At 56.9% G+C, this 16,036-nt stretch carries 16 protein-coding genes and 1 tRNA gene; 10 read left to right on the plus strand and 7 right to left on the minus strand.

Annotated features, from left to right (window positions below):
• Nucleotides 1–186: 186 nt before the first annotated feature.
• The 3 genes from ACIQT8_RS00865 to ACIQT8_RS00875 form a co-directional block, all read right to left on the minus strand.
• Nucleotides 187–1,557 (minus strand): tyrosine-type recombinase/integrase, encoded by a 1,371-nt coding sequence (locus ACIQT8_RS00865; RefSeq protein WP_400962414.1) that lies wholly within the window; start codon nt 1,555–1,557, stop codon nt 187–189.
• 357 nt (nt 1,558–1,914) lie between these two features.
• Nucleotides 1,915–3,060 carry a ceramide glucosyltransferase gene (locus ACIQT8_RS00870; protein WP_400962417.1) on the minus strand — a complete coding sequence of 382 codons (1,146 nt, stop codon included), beginning with the start codon at nt 3,058–3,060 and terminating at the stop codon, nt 1,915–1,917.
• A gap of 207 nt (nt 3,061–3,267) precedes the next feature.
• Entirely contained in the window at nt 3,268–3,537 is a 270-nt protein-coding gene (locus ACIQT8_RS00875) for a DUF982 domain-containing protein (RefSeq protein ID WP_138793849.1), read from the minus strand.
• A gap of 186 nt (nt 3,538–3,723) precedes the next feature.
• Between ACIQT8_RS00875 and ACIQT8_RS00880 the strand changes: the two genes are divergently transcribed.
• Entirely contained in the window at nt 3,724–3,972 is a 249-nt protein-coding gene (locus tag ACIQT8_RS00880) for a BON domain-containing protein (RefSeq protein WP_138793848.1), read from the plus strand.
• A 44-nt stretch (nt 3,973–4,016) separates the two neighbouring features.
• On the opposite strand, the gene ACIQT8_RS00885 is transcribed toward ACIQT8_RS00880, so the two are convergent.
• Together ACIQT8_RS00885 and ACIQT8_RS00890 are read right to left on the minus strand one after the other, a co-directional pair.
• A complete protein-coding gene (locus ACIQT8_RS00885) occupies nt 4,017–4,487 on the minus strand; it encodes a DUF192 domain-containing protein (RefSeq protein WP_138793847.1) in 471 nt (156 codons plus the stop codon).
• On the minus strand, nt 4,487–5,065 hold the full coding sequence (locus ACIQT8_RS00890; RefSeq protein ID WP_138793846.1) for a cold-shock protein: 579 nt from the start codon (nt 5,063–5,065) through the stop codon (nt 4,487–4,489). Before ACIQT8_RS00890 ends, ACIQT8_RS00885 begins: the two co-directional genes overlap by 1 nt.
• 203 nt (nt 5,066–5,268) lie before the next feature.
• Between ACIQT8_RS00890 and gloA the strand changes: the two genes are divergently transcribed.
• From gloA to ACIQT8_RS00905, 3 genes are all read left to right on the plus strand, one after another.
• A complete protein-coding gene (gloA, locus tag ACIQT8_RS00895) occupies nt 5,269–5,709 on the plus strand; it encodes a lactoylglutathione lyase (RefSeq protein WP_262522664.1) in 441 nt (146 codons plus the stop codon).
• Between the two features lie 159 nt (nt 5,710–5,868).
• Nucleotides 5,869–7,101, plus strand: a complete 1,233-nt coding sequence (locus ACIQT8_RS00900; RefSeq protein ID WP_400962424.1) for a YcbK family protein — start codon at nt 5,869–5,871, stop codon at nt 7,099–7,101.
• A 124-nt stretch (nt 7,102–7,225) separates the two neighbouring features.
• On the plus strand, nt 7,226–7,966 hold the full coding sequence (locus ACIQT8_RS00905) for a glycosyltransferase family 25 protein (protein WP_400962427.1): 741 nt from the start codon (nt 7,226–7,228) through the stop codon (nt 7,964–7,966).
• Between the two features lie 175 nt (nt 7,967–8,141).
• On the opposite strand, the gene ACIQT8_RS00910 is transcribed toward ACIQT8_RS00905, so the two are convergent.
• Nucleotides 8,142–8,217, minus strand: a tRNA-Lys gene (locus ACIQT8_RS00910).
• 183 nt (nt 8,218–8,400) lie between these two features.
• Between ACIQT8_RS00910 and ACIQT8_RS00915 the strand changes: the two genes are divergently transcribed.
• On the plus strand, nt 8,401–9,147 hold the full coding sequence (locus ACIQT8_RS00915; protein ID WP_138793843.1) for a cytochrome c biogenesis CcdA family protein: 747 nt from the start codon (nt 8,401–8,403) through the stop codon (nt 9,145–9,147).
• 37 nt (nt 9,148–9,184) lie between these two features.
• The gene (locus tag ACIQT8_RS00920) at nt 9,185–10,123 is read left to right on the plus strand and encodes an AEC family transporter (protein ID WP_138793842.1); all 939 of its coding nucleotides are present in this window, start codon (nt 9,185–9,187) and stop codon (nt 10,121–10,123) included.
• Here the strand turns inward: ACIQT8_RS00920 and ACIQT8_RS00925 are convergent.
• Nucleotides 10,107–11,315, minus strand: coding sequence for a UbiH/UbiF family hydroxylase (locus tag ACIQT8_RS00925; protein WP_400962430.1), 1,209 nt, complete (start codon nt 11,313–11,315; stop codon nt 10,107–10,109). The genes ACIQT8_RS00920 and ACIQT8_RS00925 overlap by 17 nt on opposite strands.
• A gap of 209 nt (nt 11,316–11,524) precedes the next feature.
• Between ACIQT8_RS00925 and pcsA the strand changes: the two genes are divergently transcribed.
• The 4 genes from pcsA to ACIQT8_RS00945 all read left to right on the plus strand — a co-directional run bounded on the left by pcsA (nt 11,525) and on the right by ACIQT8_RS00945 (nt 16,035).
• Nucleotides 11,525–12,250, plus strand: a complete 726-nt coding sequence (gene pcsA, locus ACIQT8_RS00930) for a phosphatidylcholine synthase (RefSeq protein WP_138793927.1) — start codon at nt 11,525–11,527, stop codon at nt 12,248–12,250.
• A gap of 212 nt (nt 12,251–12,462) precedes the next feature.
• Nucleotides 12,463–14,022, plus strand: a complete 1,560-nt coding sequence (locus ACIQT8_RS00935; protein WP_400964327.1) for an ABC transporter ATP-binding protein — start codon at nt 12,463–12,465, stop codon at nt 14,020–14,022.
• Nucleotides 14,012–15,115 (plus strand): ABC transporter permease, encoded by a 1,104-nt coding sequence (locus ACIQT8_RS00940; protein WP_400962433.1) that lies wholly within the window; start codon nt 14,012–14,014, stop codon nt 15,113–15,115. The genes ACIQT8_RS00935 and ACIQT8_RS00940 overlap by 11 nt, the downstream gene beginning before the upstream one ends.
• Nucleotides 15,115–16,035, plus strand: a complete 921-nt coding sequence (locus tag ACIQT8_RS00945; protein WP_178340840.1) for an ABC transporter permease — start codon at nt 15,115–15,117, stop codon at nt 16,033–16,035. Before ACIQT8_RS00940 ends, ACIQT8_RS00945 begins: the two co-directional genes overlap by 1 nt.
• Nucleotide 16,036: the final 1 nt, after the last annotated feature.

The following is a 16,036-nucleotide window of genomic DNA, read 5'->3' on the forward strand; positions in this document are numbered from 1 at the left end:
AGGCAGGTGGTAGCGCCGGCTTTTCTCCGTGTATACCGGCTCGAACCTTCGCCCAATACCCTCGAGGTGGTCTGGGAACATTCAGTGCAATGCAAATTTTGGCAAGGTATACATCAGACACGCATACTTGCTCTGCAGCTTGTGTCCCAGGCATGGACCAAACCAGGTCATATAGCTCCTCTCGCGTCATCGCGCACCTCTCTTAAGGTCGATAAGTAAGGCGGGTTTCGGTTTTGGTGGAATTTTCTTAGGATTTTTTCGGCTTAGGGAGTAGTTGTCACCGATCTCCGGGCTTTGTCCGGATGCCTTCAGGTGCTCTACATAATCCGCCCATTTTTGTAGCGCGTCATCCATTTCCCCTAGATACAGATACTGATCATAGACTTTCTGGATGCCGATCTTTCCATGGCCGAGAACAGCCTCAGAAACATGAGGCGCTATCTGTAAGAAGGCTAATTTCGTTCTTACTGTTCGACGAAAGTCGTGAAGTGTCCAGTGAGGTATACGTAAGCCCGGGTTCTCGGTCGAGAATTCGATTTGTCCAAGCTCACGAAGCCTGTTCACTGCACGTGAAAAGCAGTTGATTTTGGTGGTTCCGTTGGTGAAGGAAAATACGAATGGCCCGTATTGCCCAGGAAGACCTTGTCGTATGTCAACTAATAGATCTCGTACTTGCCTCGAGAGAGGTACGAACTGATCGACCCCAGTTTTGTACCGCGCTGATGGGATCGTCCACAAATTCTCATGGAAATTGATCTCTGCCCACGTCAGTCCAGCGACATCGTCCTTTCGTTGTCCTGTTAGCAACAACATGTAGCAATAGCTCCCGAACGGATACCCCATCTTATCGATTGCTTTAAGTAGGGCGCGGATCTCTCGTGGATCGAGATGACGGCTTCGGGACCTTATGAAAAGACTGAGTTCTTGAACGGTGAGTTCCGCTGTCGGATTGACGTTGATTCCGTAGTGTTCTCTTCGTTTTGGAGATCGAGCCCAACGGAAGCACATCCTCAAATGCTTCAAGCACTGAATTGCCTCGACACGTGCTGGTCTATCTCGGATTTCTTCTATGAGGGCTGTGATGTGAAGGTCTGTTACATCCGCCGCTGGTGTTTCGAGGAACTTGTTATGTTTCGGATTTAAGAGGCTCCGTTTGAATAGTCCAATGTCCCTGTTCGCATGCCTGTTCCGCTCCCTCCGCGGTAGCGTGCTCATGTAGTCAACGAGTAGCGAATGAAACGTTTGGCGTCGCTTTGTCTCTTCTTGGTCGGCTATTTGTTTAAGTGCCACCCGGGGATCGAGTCCGTTTCGGATATATACGTTCCACTCTCTTGCGGTGGTTCGGGCTTCATCCACTGACATTTTGGGGTAAGTGCCGATTGTAAGTCTTGATGGATTATCTTTATTCGGGAGGCGACAGACGAGGATAAATGTCTTCTCTTTTCCGACCCGGATCGCTAGTCCCGGGACATCCTTATCCATAAGGTCGTACCTGCGGCCGTTGCGTCTTCTCTCCAGCCTCTCGATTACAGCTTCGGTAAAAACTTTTCGAACCATCTTGACCTCCTGTGAGTGTGTCGGTGCTGGGCAACTCCCTGGGCAACGTCAGGCGAAAACCACTACCCCTGCTTCCATGGAGATTTCAGCAAGGAAATGGATATAGGTCAATAGTTTCAATGTGTTAGATGCGTTATGGTGTCAAAAGACACCTCTCGATACAATGCGATCTAACGCCTTCTAAGCAGTAGGTCGCAGGTTCGAGTCCTGCAGGGGTCGCCACTATTCTCCGAAGTTTCTGATTGTATGGCCTTTTTCCATGCGTCCCTGAAATGGCGTGAGGAAAGGGCCGTTTGCATTTGGCGCGGCTTCTGCGGAGCCTGAGCTTTTTGGTCGGCGCTTCTGGAGAGATTGGTCTCAACGCTCGCTTGACGGGCCTGCCAGTGTGCTCTCCGCTGTGCCGATCGTCATGACGTTACCGCGCCAGGCGACTGGTGCACCGATCCAGCTTCGCGCCCAGATCAGCGGCATGGTGAGATCGCGGACGATCATGGCGGGCAGGGTGTGGAAAGACACTGGCCAGCCCTTCAGCAGCGCAAGCGTCAGTTCCGGCCCATACATGATGGCGATCACCGCAAGCGTCGTTGCAACAAGGTCAATATCGGCAAGGCTTGCGGCGATCAGTGAAAGGACCAGCGGAGGAAGTGCGCCGGTCAGGATCTCAGGGGCGAAATATTGCGGGAAGGTCACGCGGCGCAATCTTGCCCATCGTGTCTGCCGAGACCAGATTTCGGCGCCACGGCGTTCTCCAAGTGGTTGTTCGAAGGGGGAGGAGACCAGACGGACCTTGAGGCCAGCCTGTCTCACGAGCTTGGTCGAGGCGGCGTCTTCGGCGATTTCTGCCGCCAGAGCACGAATGCCGCCGCGTGATTCCAGCATCGGCTTGTTCCACAACATCGACTTGCCCTGGGCAAAACCCATGCCGATGGCTTCCGCCGCATATTGCCAGCGGGCCTGTGAGCCATTCAGGAAGGCGCACTCCACATGTGCCCAGAAGCCTTCCGGGCGGGAGCCGAGGGGTGGCGAGCAGACAAGGCCCGTATCATTCTGCCAGGCCGACAACAGCCGCTCGATGTAATTCTCAGGCATCAAAACGTTGGAGTCGGCGAGAATGACCCAGTCATGGTGCGCTTCGCGCCAGCCCTTGACGCAATTGTTCAGCTTCGGATTGGCGCTGATCCGGTCATCGCCAACAAGCAATTGCGCCGGAACCATGGGAAACGCGGCTTGCGCCTTGCGGACTTCCTGGATGACGGGATCGAACTCGTCAGCCACACAAAACAGCAGTTCATAATTCGGCCAGTCGAGCTGGAAGGCGCGGGCGAGGGTGAGCGGCGTGAAGTTTTCGATACCGCGCAGGGGAATCACGACGGAGACCGCCGGTTTTTGGCGGGTGAGTTCGTTTCCGCCGCCTGGTCGAGAAAGACGCCAGCCTGCCAAACCCATGCCGAGGAGATTGAAAGCCAGAAGCAGAGCTGCGCAAAAGCCAAAGACTGTTTCCATGCCGTACAGTTCCACTCCCGAGATTTTCACGGCGCATTGGCCGGGCGATTCCATGGAATTCGTCTCTGCCGATTATAACGTTTGCGTGACAGCCACATGTCACACGGCATGCGCATCGCGCCCGTGAGCGGGTTTCTCACAAGCCGTGTCTTCATGAAGATGTGAAAAGAGAAAAGAGCCCTTCATGACAGAAGGGCTATAGGCATGTCAGTGGACGTTCAGAATGTGGGCGTGACTGCTGGCAATCAGGAACGATTCCCGTGCCAATTCAATGTCACATCTTCCCGAAACTGCTGCCAGGCAGTTCTTCCGTGCCTGCGCATATTCCGGCCCGTGATCTTCCGGCCACCGGTACATCAGCATGTCTAGCGCCACCAAGGGGCTGTAGATTTCTACCGCTGCGGACAGCGGCAGGTGGATGGCCACCGGTTTCATCCACAGCGCATGGTGACACGGTTGCGTCTTGTCAATGAGCATAACCTCCTCCTTTCCTGCTACAGCCGCGAAATGCCGGCCTCACGAAATGGTTCCAGACCTTCGAAAATGTGATCGAAAAGGGGGTTCCAATTTTCCAAGATGAATGGAAGATGAACGAATTGATGAACCGGAGATGAACAAATCGGTTTTTGAGACGTTACTGTCCCTAGAGAAGGAGAACGCATCATGTTCAATCTGTCTGGTATACAGGAAAGCTTTTTCGGCGATCGCATGGCTGGCGTTTGCCAGGCGATCACATCCGCACTGGCATTTGAGTCCGGACTCGAAAAGTCGCAGATTTCGGCAATCGCCGAAAATGATGTGATCTATCTTGAAGGAACGGCTGATTCCGTTGAAGCGATCGATATCGCCATCAGCCTGGCTTCGTCCATGTCGACGTGCCGTATTCTGAGCCACGTCGAGCCAGTTTACTGAAACCCTCTTGCCGGGTGAAGATGCACCCGGCAGCCCATATCGGTTTAATTGCCGATCTGGCGGCTTCGAACGACATCGCCGGTCTTGATGCCGTAGCGTTTTGCACTGCCGCCATTCAGTTCAAGAACATATTTCACGGCGCCGCGGGAGCTGATGATGGCTTCCGAATGCGGAACTGCATTTTCGTGAATGTGGCTGATCTTGCCGTCGCGGCCGATGAACAGCATGTCGAGCGCGAGAAGGGTGTTCTTCATCCACATCGTCACATTGCGCTCTTCACCGAAGTCGAACAGCATGCCCTTGTCCGGAGACATCGTCTTGCGGAACATCAGCCCTTGCTGGCGCTGGGCATCGTCCAGGGCCAGTTCGACAGTAAATTCATGTTTCTCACCCGAAGCGGATTCGATTGTCAGCGTTTCGGTCGAGAATTTTTGCTGGGCGACGGCATTGTTGGCCGCAACAACAAAAAGAAGCGCCACAAAGGCGCTTCCCAACATGCGACGTGTCGCGATCATCAGTGCGCCATCCCGATTGGCGCCGGATTGTCCGGATGGATTTCCGCCGCCATCAGGCCTTTGTCACCATCACCGTAACGAACCAGAACGACCTGGCCGGGACGAAGCTCCGTGAGGCCAAAGCGGCGCAGCGTTTCCATGTGAACGAAAATGTCTTCCGTTCCTTCGCCGCGCGTCAGGAAGCCGAAGCCCTTCGTGCGGTTGAACCATTTGACGATAGCGCGTTCAAGCCCGCTCGACGGCGTGACCTGAACGTGAGTGCGCACCGGCGGAAGCTGCGAAGGGTGAACGGCTGTCGATTGATCCATCGACAGGATGCGGAATGCCTGAAAACCGCGGTCACGCCGCTGAATCAGGGCAACGATGCGCGTACCCTCGAGAATTGTCTGGTACCCGTCGCGTCGCAGGCATGACACGTGCAAAAGCACGTCCTGTATGCCGCTATCGGGAACAATAAAGCCGAAGCCCTTGGCGACATCGAACCACTTCACCACGCCGGTGATTTCGGTCAGATCGACGGCATCGCCCGAAAGGTCCTCGACATCGACTATCGTTTTCGATGACATCCTATCAGCCATATCCTGCCAACCCCTCGATTACGCGCCACACTATCGGTCAACTGATTCCTGTGCCGCAGATTAACATCTTGGTAACGGTTTTGCGCAAGCCCTAGTTTTTGATTTGCCCAAGTGCTTTTATGTTGCCGTCCTTGTCCGGGGCTTGCTTCCTGGCTGCAAAAGCGGGCCGGAATATCCCGGAATGCATATTGGAAGGGAATAAAATGCGGTATCTGCACACCATGGTTCGCGTCAAAGACCTTGGCGAATCACTGAAATTCTACGGTGATCTGTTCGGCCTTCAGGAAGTCCGCCGGATTGAAAACGAAAAAGGCCGCTTCACGCTGGTTTTTCTCGCGGCCCCCGATGATGTTGCTGCGGCAAAGGAAAACAAGGCGCCCTGCCTTGAGCTGACCTACAACTGGGATACCGAAGACTACAAGGGTGGTCGCAACTTCGGGCACCTGGCCTATGAGGTCGACAATATCTACGAAACCTGTGCGCACCTTCAGGCCAATGGCGTAACGATCAACCGTCCACCGCGTGATGGTCACATGGCTTTCGTTCGCTCTCCGGACGGCATCTCCATCGAAATTCTGCAAAAAGGCGAAAGCCTCGCACCAGCCGAACCGTGGATATCTATGGAAAACACCGGCTCCTGGTGACGTAAGTTCCCGCCGGTCAGTGCGGTTTCTGCTGCTATTGCCTTGTCCCGACAGGATGAGGCATAGTCCGCGAATCGAAACGACATGTTCCGTTTTGGGACGACGCAGGCGATTCCGTTCCCGTGCTGCGGCTGGAAATACAAGATACGGAGGCCATTCATGAAGACTGTCGACGGCAAGAGAAGGCGCGCTTCCTGTCACCGCCTCGTCGTCGCGGTTTCGCTGCTCGGTCTGTCAGGCTGCGTTTCAGCCGTGACGGATGATGAGATGGCGGCCGACGTCAAAAAGCCGGAAGTTGTTGCAGAACAAAAGGTTGCGGCTGCCAATGGCAGCCCTGCCTCAAAGCAGCAGGGACATTATGTCGACCCGGCAATGGTCTCGGCAGCAGGTGCTGGCGCTGCGGCCGCAAATGCTCAACTCGCTCAACAACCGCAAGGTGCCCAGGGGCAGGTCTATGGCGCGCCGGCCGATATCGGCGGTCTTGTGACGCAACCCACGGGTATTTCGGCAGGGACGACGAGCATTTATTCCACGGGATCAGCCGCGACGGCTGCTGTCGCAGTTCCCGCAGGCACCGGCACCCAGCCGAGCGCCGTTCCGGGGCAGAGAATCGTCCCTGCTGTCAGCAGCGTTTATTCCGCACCTCAGCAGGTTCAACAGCAGCAAGTGCCGGTGACGGCAGAGCAGCATTCGCAGAACAGCCAGCCGGTGCCTGTGCCTCAGGCTGCACCGGAAGTGGCCGCGGCTGTACCGGTTCCCGCTTCGACGGGCACGCCTAAGCCCGAAGGCTCGACCGACAGCGTGACGATGGCGGCATTTTTTGCTGGCGCCGCCAAAAAACGGCTGCCGAAAGCGCTGGAGAGCGGCCCTGCGGAAAGCAAGGAAGTGGCTGCACTCCCAAATGGTGATGTCGATACCATGGGCATTGCGCTTTCCGGTCGCTCGATGATGTCGGATGAGTTCGACGATGCGCATCTTGATGAAGAAGACGACCAGCCTACAGGCCTGATGAAGCTTGCGTCTCTTTCCGGCCTGACGCGCATTGCACCAAACGGGCTGTTTCTCCAGACGGATCGCGTCGAGGTCGGATGCTTCAAGCCCGAACTCGTAAAGATGATCAAGGACGTCGAGGGTCATTATAACAGCCCGGCGATCATCACCTCCGGTTACCGGCCGCCAAAGGGCGTTCGGCGCGGTTCCAAGCATTATACCTGCGACGCGGCCGATATTCAGATCAAGGGTGTTTCCAAGTGGGAGCTTGCGACCTATCTGCGCTCGCTTCCCAATCGCGGTGGCGTTGGCACCTATTGCCATACGGAATCGGTGCATCTCGACACGGGTGAGCCACGCGACTGGAACTGGCGCTGCCGCCGCACAGCTTCGCGAAAGTAATTTTCCGTCTGATTCTCAAAGTCATTCCTGGCTGGTATTCCTTCCCGACATTCCTGCGGGGAGGGACTGTTTTGTCGTGTCCGGTGGTGTTAGGGAGACTGTCTTGATATCTGGTACCCCCCACATGACGACATATCAGTTCCCGATCTACATCATCTCCATTGAACGAGCGCGTGCACGTCTTGAAAAGATGCTGGATGGCGCGTCCGGTCTGGGCTTGAATCTAAGGCCGATCGAAGGAGTTGACGGCAAGGCGATCCCCGCCGATCAGTGGACTGGTTTTGACAGGCCCGGTTTTGAATTGCGCAACGGCCGCCATGCCTTGCCCGGCGAATATGGCTGTTATGCCAGCCATCTGAAGGCAATACGGATCTTTCTCGAGAGCGATGCGCCTTACGCCGTCATTGTCGAGGACGACGTTTCGTTCTCAGCAGACTTCGGCGCCAGGGTCGAAGCCATTGTCGCCGTTACGCCTGAAAATTCGATAGTGAAGCTCACCAATCATCGCCGCGGCGGTTTCCGGGGCAGGGTGACGAGTTCGCTCGGCGATACGGTGGGACGCTGCATCTACGGCCCGCAAGGTTCGGCTGCATGTTATCTCGTTTCTCGCAGTGCAGCAGAGCATTTGCTGAAAAAGGCCGAATTGATGACGTTGCCGTTTGATCGGGTTCTGGAAAATGGATGGAGTTATGGAACGCGGGTATTTGTTACAGACAAAGACCTTCTTCCTTTTGGCAACCCTGATTCATTGATTGCCTCCAGAATCGACTATCGCGGCAGCAAGTTTACCCGCCTCAGGCGTATCCCTGCTTATCTGTCGAGCATGTACGACAACATTGCCAGGTATGTGTACGCGTTTCTATGAGGATGACCGATGCGGGGCGCCTTGAAGGCCTGTTGAAACAGCTTTTTTCAGAAGCTCATTTCCTGCGCTCGCCTGATGGCAGGCGGGCCGCATTTTTTGAAATTTGAAAAGCATGACCTAACGTTAAGCGAACGTTCGTGCCGTCTTCTATCTCACTGAAACTTCTTTGGAAAAGTGGTGAGAGCGCAGGGATTCGAACCCTGGACCTACTGATTAAAAGTCAGTTGCTCTACCGGCTGAGCTACGCTCTCCCGTGTGTCGGGCGAAGCGCCCTGCGGAAGTGGGCGGAACATAGGTAGAGCGACCTCTCCGGTCAACCCATAAAAAGCGCTTTTCACAATCATTCCGGTTTTTTTTGTCGCACCCGCAAAAAGGTGATTGGTGACAAGGCTTTGCTAGGGCTAAAAGCGGGCAGACGAAAGAGGAGCTTTTCCTTGTCCATTGCCGATATTTCCCTGTTCAGCGCCTTGCTGGCTGGTGCCTTGTCCTTTCTTTCCCCGTGCGTATTGCCGCTGGTGCCGCCTTATCTCTGTTATATGGCCGGTGTGTCCGTCGAGCAGTTCAAAACCCAGGACAGCGCGCCGCAGCCAGAGATTCGCAAGGCGGTGCTGTTATCCGCCTTCTTCTTTACGCTGGGATTCGCTACGGTGTTCGTGGCGCTCGGGGCAGGCGCGTCAACCATCGGCACCTTGCTGCGTCAGAATCTTGATATTCTGGCAAAGGTCGGCGGCGCCATCATCATTCTGATGGGACTGAATTTTCTGGGTGTCTTCAGGATAGGGCTGTTTTCGCGCGAAGCGCGCTTTCAGGGCAGTGGCAAGCCGGCCACGCTTTCCGGCGCCTACATCATGGGACTTGCCTTCGCGTTTGGCTGGACCCCCTGCATCGGTCCCGTCCTCGGTGCCATTCTCGGCGTGGCGGCGTCGCGCGAGACTGTGGGAGACGGTGCGACGCTGCTTGCCGTCTATTCGCTCGGCCTTGCCGTGCCGTTCTGGATCGCGGCCGGATTTTCCGGCTCCTTCATGCGATTCCTCGTGCGGTTCCGCCGTCATCTCGGTCTCGTGGAAAAGATCATGGGAACGCTTCTGGTCCTGACTGGCCTTGCGTTCATGTCGGGTTTCATCACCAATATGGCGATCTGGTTTCAGGAGACTTTCCCGATTCTGATGCAAATCGGCTAATCGGAATCTGCTCTGAATGATGTGAAGGGAGCAGGCCGTGGCCGCCATCGTGGGATTGTTGCTGCCGTTTTTCGGCCTGATCTTCATTGGTTATGTCGCGGCGCGCATCAGCAAACAGCCCATCGAAGCGATGGGCTGGCTCAATATCTTCATTATCTATGCCGCGCTACCGGCGCTGTTTTTCAAGCTCGTATCGAAAACCCCTGTCGAACAACTGGCGCGCATGGATTTTGTCGCTGCCAGTCTCGTCTGCACCTATGGCATATTCGTGTTGGTTTTCCTCATCGGCCGGTTCTTGCGGGGCAACAGTCTTGCTGAGACAACGATTCAGAGTTTTGCCGCAAGTTACGGAAATATCGGCTATATGGGGCCGGGCCTTGCCCTTCTTGCCATTGGCGAAAAGGCGGCTGTCCCTGTTGCGCTAATCGTCTGCCTGGAGAATGCGATGCACTTCATCGTGGCGCCGGCGATGATGGCTTTTTCCGGCGGCGACAAGCGCTCTCCGGCCAGACTCGCACTGGATGTAACGCGAAAGGTCTTGACCCATCCGTTCATCGTTTCGGTCATTGCCGGCTTTGCTGCTGCAGCCTTTTCGTGGCAGCCGCCGGAGCCTCTGCAGCGTCTCGTTGATTATCTGGCACAGTCGGCAGCACCCTGTGCGTTGTTCGCCATGGGCGTGACGCTGGCGCTCAGGCCGATGAAGCGTGTACCCGTTGAAATCAGCTATATCGTGCCGGCAAAGCTGATCCTGCATCCTGTTCTGGTTTACGTCTTCCTTACCGCGCTTGGGCGGTTCGAGCCTGTCTGGATTTACTCCGCCGTTCTCCTTGCGGGATTGCCGACCGCGACGAATGTGTTCGTCATCGGCCAGCAATATCATGTCTGGCAGGAGAGGGCGTCAGCCACCATCCTGATCTCGACCATTCTGTCGGTCTTTACGCTGACGGCCGTGCTTTATTTCATACAGCCCTTTTAAGGCCGCTCCATAACAGGGAGGGCAGTGCCTTCAGGCCGCGTCCGGGCTCGATGCCCTCGCGCATGACAAGGCTGCGCAGAGGTCCGATGCCGGACAGTACATGCAATCCCGCAGCGCGCGCCACCTGCATGGGCAGCATATCCGAAAGCAGCGAGCGGTTCAGAAGATCGACGCTGAGGGTGCGGCTGTAGACATCGGCGCGCCGTTTGCGGTCGAACCGGCTTCCGGCATCCGCAGCGATCGGCTTGTCAGAGGTCGAGCCCAGCAGGTCCGTCAGGGCAATGATATCGCGCAGGCTGAGGTTGAGGCCCTGCGCACCGATTGGCGGGAAGCCATGGCCAGCCTCGCCGACAAGCGCGACGCGCCCCTTGCCGAAATGATGCGCCGTCATCGATGAAAGCGGCCAGGCCTGAACGCTGTCTTCAACCGTGACGGTTCCGAGCATGGATTGCATGCGCTCTTCAATCCGCAGCCCAAGATCGGCCAGGGACAGAGACGTCAGCTCTTCAGCCTCGGCGGGTTTGACCACCCAGACAAGGCTGGAGCGGTCTCCGGGGAGGGGTACCTGGGTGAAAGGGCCGGTCGGTGTGTGAAATTCCGTCGAAATCTGCTCATGCGGGCGCGTGTGGGTGAAATTCAGTACGATTGCGGTTTGCGGATAGGACCAGGTTTTTACCCCGATGTCTGCAGTTTCACGAACCTTCGAATTTCTGCCATCGGCGCCAATCAGGAATGCTGCGCAGACCGTTTCGCCGCTTTCCAGCGTCACCGAAACCCGGTCATTGCCGATATCGATCATTGCGGCCGTGCCATCGAAGCGGCTGATATTGTGCTCCTGCGCGACGGCGTCGTGCAGAACCGACAGCAGTGCTTCATTGGGAATGTTCCAGCCGAAGGCATCCAGGCCGATTTCGGAAGAGCGGAACTGAACGGTCGGTGCACGCAGCAGGCGATCCGTCCCGTCGATGATCTGCATGGTCGAAAGACGTGCGGCGGAGGGGACGATGCGCGACCAGAGGCCAAGGCGATCCATGAAGCGGATCGACTGATCCATCAATGCCGTCGTGCGCCGATCCTTCCTTGCCGCCGCCGGCGCGACAAGCGCGACATGCCGTCCTGCGCGTGCCAGTGCGATCGCGGCGATCTGGCCGGCAAGTCCTGCACCGATGATGGCGATATCGAAGTCTCTCATGGTCGTGTGTCCATTCCTGTTACGCTGTCCAGCATAAAGGCTTTGTGGTCGCAAATCCACTTGCCGGATGATGCATTTGACGCCCTGGATATGCCGATACGCCAGCAATCCCCTTAGGATAAGGGGTATCAGGTGGTTGCAAAGCGTGGTGAATGGCCGCATACCGGAAGAATATCGAGGCGGATGAAAACGGGGCGCTGACGCTGACCATGAAACTTTTCAAGTACAAGCGTGTTCCGTACGCAGAAATCCGCGCCTTTTCCGTTCACATTCTGACGGCTTCCGGCTCCTTCCTGGCATTCCTGGGTGTTGTGGCGGCCGCCGAGCATCGTTTCGTGGACATGTTCTGGTGGCTCGGTCTGGCGCTGCTGGTCGATGGTATCGATGGTCCCATTGCCCGCAAGGTTCGCGTCAAGGAAGTGTTGCCGAACTGGTCGGGCGACACGCTCGACAACATTATCGACTATGTGACCTATGTTCTCCTGCCCGCTTTCGCGCTCTATCAGAAGGGCATGATCGGCGAGCCATGGTCCTTCGTCGCGGCCGGCATGATCGTCGTTTCCAGCGCCATCTATTATGCCGATATGGGCATGAAGACGGATGAATATTTCTTCTCCGGTTTTCCGGTGGTGTGGAACATGGTGGTGTTCACGCTGTTCGTCATCGATGCCAGCGCCACAACGGCAATGGCGGTGGTCACGGTATCGGTCGTGTTGACATTCCTGCCGATCAATTTCCTGCATCCAGTCCGTGTGGCGCGGTTGCGGCCACTCAACATGGCGATTTTCCTGCTCTGGTGCGCGCTTGGCGGTTATTCCTTGCTGATGCATTTCCAGACGCCGTCCTGGGCGGTGATCGGCGTTGTTGTCACCGGAATCTATCTTTACGTCATCGGCGGCGTATTGCAGTTTTTCCCATCGCTCGGCGCCAAGTAAAAAACCGCTAAGACTGTCTTTCAGTTGTGTAAATCCGGCTTCGTACCTTTGTTTTTCAGTTGTGCGCAGCAGCAAAACAGTTATCAATACCGGTTGATCGCATCAGCATTGAATACGAATGCACACCGCGATTGGGAACAAGAACGCAGCCGTTTGGGAATGCTTCGCAGAAAGCAGCACGGCCGGTCAGAGAGGGATCAGTGACTGGAACTTTGGCGCCCGAGGCCGTGCCTCTCCTTTCCGTGCGCAAACTGACCAAGCTTTTTGGCACCTTCGCGGCCTGCAACGGGATCGATCTGGATATTGCGCCCGGCGAAATCCACGCGCTTCTGGGTGAAAACGGTGCGGGAAAGTCCACGCTCGTCAAGATGCTGTTCGGTGTGCTTGCACCAACCAGCGGTGACATTCTCTGGCAGGGAAGCCCGGTTTCTATCGGTTCTCCGAGTGAGGCGCGCAAGCTTGGCGTCGGCATGGTGTTTCAGCATTTTTCGTTGTTCGAAGCGCTGACGGTGGCCGAAAACATTGCCCTTTCGCTCGATCCGAAGGTGTCGCTCAAGGAGATTGCCAAGGAGGCGGAAGCGCTCTCCAAGGCCTACGGCTTGCCGCTTGACCCGAATGCGCATGTGGCCGATCTCTCGGTTGGAGAGCGCCAGCGCATCGAGATCGTACGCGCACTCTTGCAGAACCCCAAACTCATCATTCTGGACGAACCGACCTCGGTTCTGACCCCGCAGGAAGCCGACAAGCTGTTCGAGACGCTTGCCAAGCTCAAGGCCGAGGGTCGTTCGGTCCTTTATATCAGCCACCGTCTCGAAGAGGTTCAGCGCATCTGCGACCGCGCCACGGTGCTGCGCCATGGCAAGGTGACGGGCGCTTGCGATCCGCGCAAGGAAACGCCTGCATCGCTGGCGCGCATGATGGTCGGTTCCGATGTGGCAGGCGTTTCCCGCGAGGCGGGTGCCCCGCTGGGTGAACCGCAGCTCGAAGTGATGGGACTGTCGGTTGCGCCGCGCACGCCGTTTTCGGTCGCTTTGCGATCGATCTCCATGAGCGTTCGCGCCGGTGAGGTTCTGGCGATTGCCGGCGTTGCCGGAAACGGTCAGGGCGAACTTTTCGATGCGCTGTCCGGCGAATATCCGGTTGCCAATGACGAGGCGATCTACATTCGCGGCAAGGCGGTGGGGCGCACGGGGATCAATGGCCGCCGGCTTCTGGGTGCGGGTTTCGTGCCGGAAGAACGGCATGGCCATGCTGCGGTTCCCGGCATGAGCCTTTCGGACAATCTGTTGCTGGCGCGTTCGCGCTCCGACCGCAAGGCGTTTTTGTCAGGTGGTATTTTGCGGGTCATTCGCGGTTCGACCATCAAGACTGCCGCACGGCGTATTTCCGAGACCATGGATGTGCGCAAGAGCGGAGCCGATCCACTGGCCGGATCTCTCTCCGGCGGCAATCTGCAGAAATTCATTGTCGGGCGTGAGCTCGATCGCCAGCCCACGGTCCTTGTCGTCAATCAGCCGACCTGGGGTGTCGATGCGGGTGCCGCCAGCCGCATCCGCCAGGCTCTTGTCGATCTTGCCAAGGCCGGTTCTGCCGTCATCGTCATCAGCCAGGATCTCGATGAAATCTTCGAGGTCGCCACCAATATCGCGGTCATTTCCGATGGGCACCTTTCTGCGGCCCATCCGGTTGAAGACATGACACTGGAAAAGATCGGGCTGCTCATGGGCGGTATTCACACAGCACATTCGGGAGCCACCGAACATGCGCATTGAGCTTGAAAAACGGGCGGGTGTCTCGAAGCTTTTCGCTTTTGTCTCGCCACTTCTGGCGCTGGCGCTGACGCTGGTTTTCGGGGCGATCATGTTCGCCTTGCTCGGAAAAAGCCCCCTGAACGCGCTTTATGCCTTTTTTGTCGAGCCGCTGCTGGAGGTCTGGTCGCTGCATGAGCTGGCCATCAAGGCAGCGCCGCTGATCCTGATCGCGGTCGGTCTATCGATCTGTTATCGCTCGAATAACTGGAATATCGGCGCCGAAGGCCAATTCACCATCGGCGCCATTACCGGCTCGATCCTGCCGGTCCTTTATCCCGACTGGCAGTCGCCTATGCTGCTGCCGCTGATGCTGGTGATGGGGGCTCTGGGCGGCGCGCTTTATGCTGGTATTCCGGCATTGCTGAAGACCAGGTTCAACACCAATGAAATCCTGGTCAGCCTGATGCTGGTTTACGTTGCGCAGCTTTTTCTCGACTGGCTGACGCGTGGCATCTGGCGCGATCCGGGCGGTTACAACTTTCCGCAGACCAAGCCCTTTAATGAAAGCGCCGTTCTGCCGGAAATGCTGGCATCCGGCCGCGCCCACTGGGGTTTCGTCTTCGCCATGGTGGCGGCCATCGCCCTTTGGTTCATGATGCGCTACATGCTCAAGGGCTTTGAAGTAACCGTTCTTGGTCAATCGGCCAGGGCAGGGCGGTTCGCCGGATTTTCATCGTCGCGCATGGTGTGGTTCGCGTTCCTGCTGTCCGGTGCACTGGCGGGCCTTGCCGGTATCTCCGAAGCATCCGGCTCGATCGGCCATCTCCAGCCCAGCATTTCGCCGGGATACGGTTTTACGGCCATTATCGTCGCCTTCCTGGGACGTCTCAATCCGCTCGGCATAATTGCTTCCGGCCTCGTTCTCGCCTTGACCTATCTCGGCGGGGAGGCGGCGCAGCTTTCCATCGGCGTGTCGGATAAGGTTACGCGTGTCTTCCAGGGGTTGATGCTGTTCTTTGTATTGTCCTGCGATACGCTGATCTTCTACCGCATCCGGTTCATTTTCAGCGGCAAGGCCGGCACACAGAACACCAATCAGCAAGGAGCGGCATGATGGATATGCTTCAGGCCATTCTCCTTACCGTTATCACCGCCGCCACGCCGCTGGTGATTGCCGCATCGGGCGAACTGGTGACGGAACGTGCTGGCGTTCTCAATCTTGGCGTCGAGGGCATGATGATTATTGGTGCGGTCTGCGCTTTCGCTGCCGCCCATCTGACCGGCTCGCCCTATCTCGGCATTCTGGCGGGTATCGCAAGCGGTGCGGTCTTTTCGTTGCTGTTCGGTTTCCTGACGTTGACGCTGGTGACCAATCAGGTTGCGACCGGTCTTGCGCTGACCATTCTGGGGCTTGGCGTTTCCGGCATGCTGGGGGAGAGCTTCGTTGGTCTTCCCGGCGTCAAGCTTGCGCCGATCGTTTTTCCTGTATTGTCGGATATTCCCTTTATCGGACCGCTGCTGTTCCGGCAGGATCTGATTTTCTACATGTCGATCGCGCTGGTTGCCGGTATTGGCTGGTTCCTGTTCAAGAGCCGCACAGGTCTCAAGATCCGCGCCATCGGAGACAATCACGGCTCTGCCCATGCGCTTGGCATCAATGTCATCCGTACCCGTTATCTCGCGGTGATGTTCGGTGGTGCCTGTGCCGGGCTTGCCGGCGCGCAGCTTTCTCTCGTTTACACACCGCAATGGGTGGAAAACATGTCGGCTGGCCGCGGCTGGATTGCGCTTGCGCTTGTTGTTTTCGCCTCCTGGCGTCCATGGCGGGTGCTGGCAGGCGGTTATCTCTTCGGCGCCGTCACCATCGGCCAGTTGCACGCGCAGGCCTTCGGCATCGGCGTTCCCTCGCAGCTGCTTTCGGCGCTGCCCTATCTTGCCACTATTGTCGTGCTGGTCATCATCTCGCATAATCGCCGCACGACGCTCATCAATACGCCGGCTTCGCTGGGAAAATCCTTCGTGCCGGATCGCTAAG

Origin of the sequence: Agrobacterium sp. NPDC090273, from assembly GCF_044772305.1 — a bacterium.
GTDB lineage: Bacteria > Pseudomonadota > Alphaproteobacteria > Rhizobiales > Rhizobiaceae > Agrobacterium.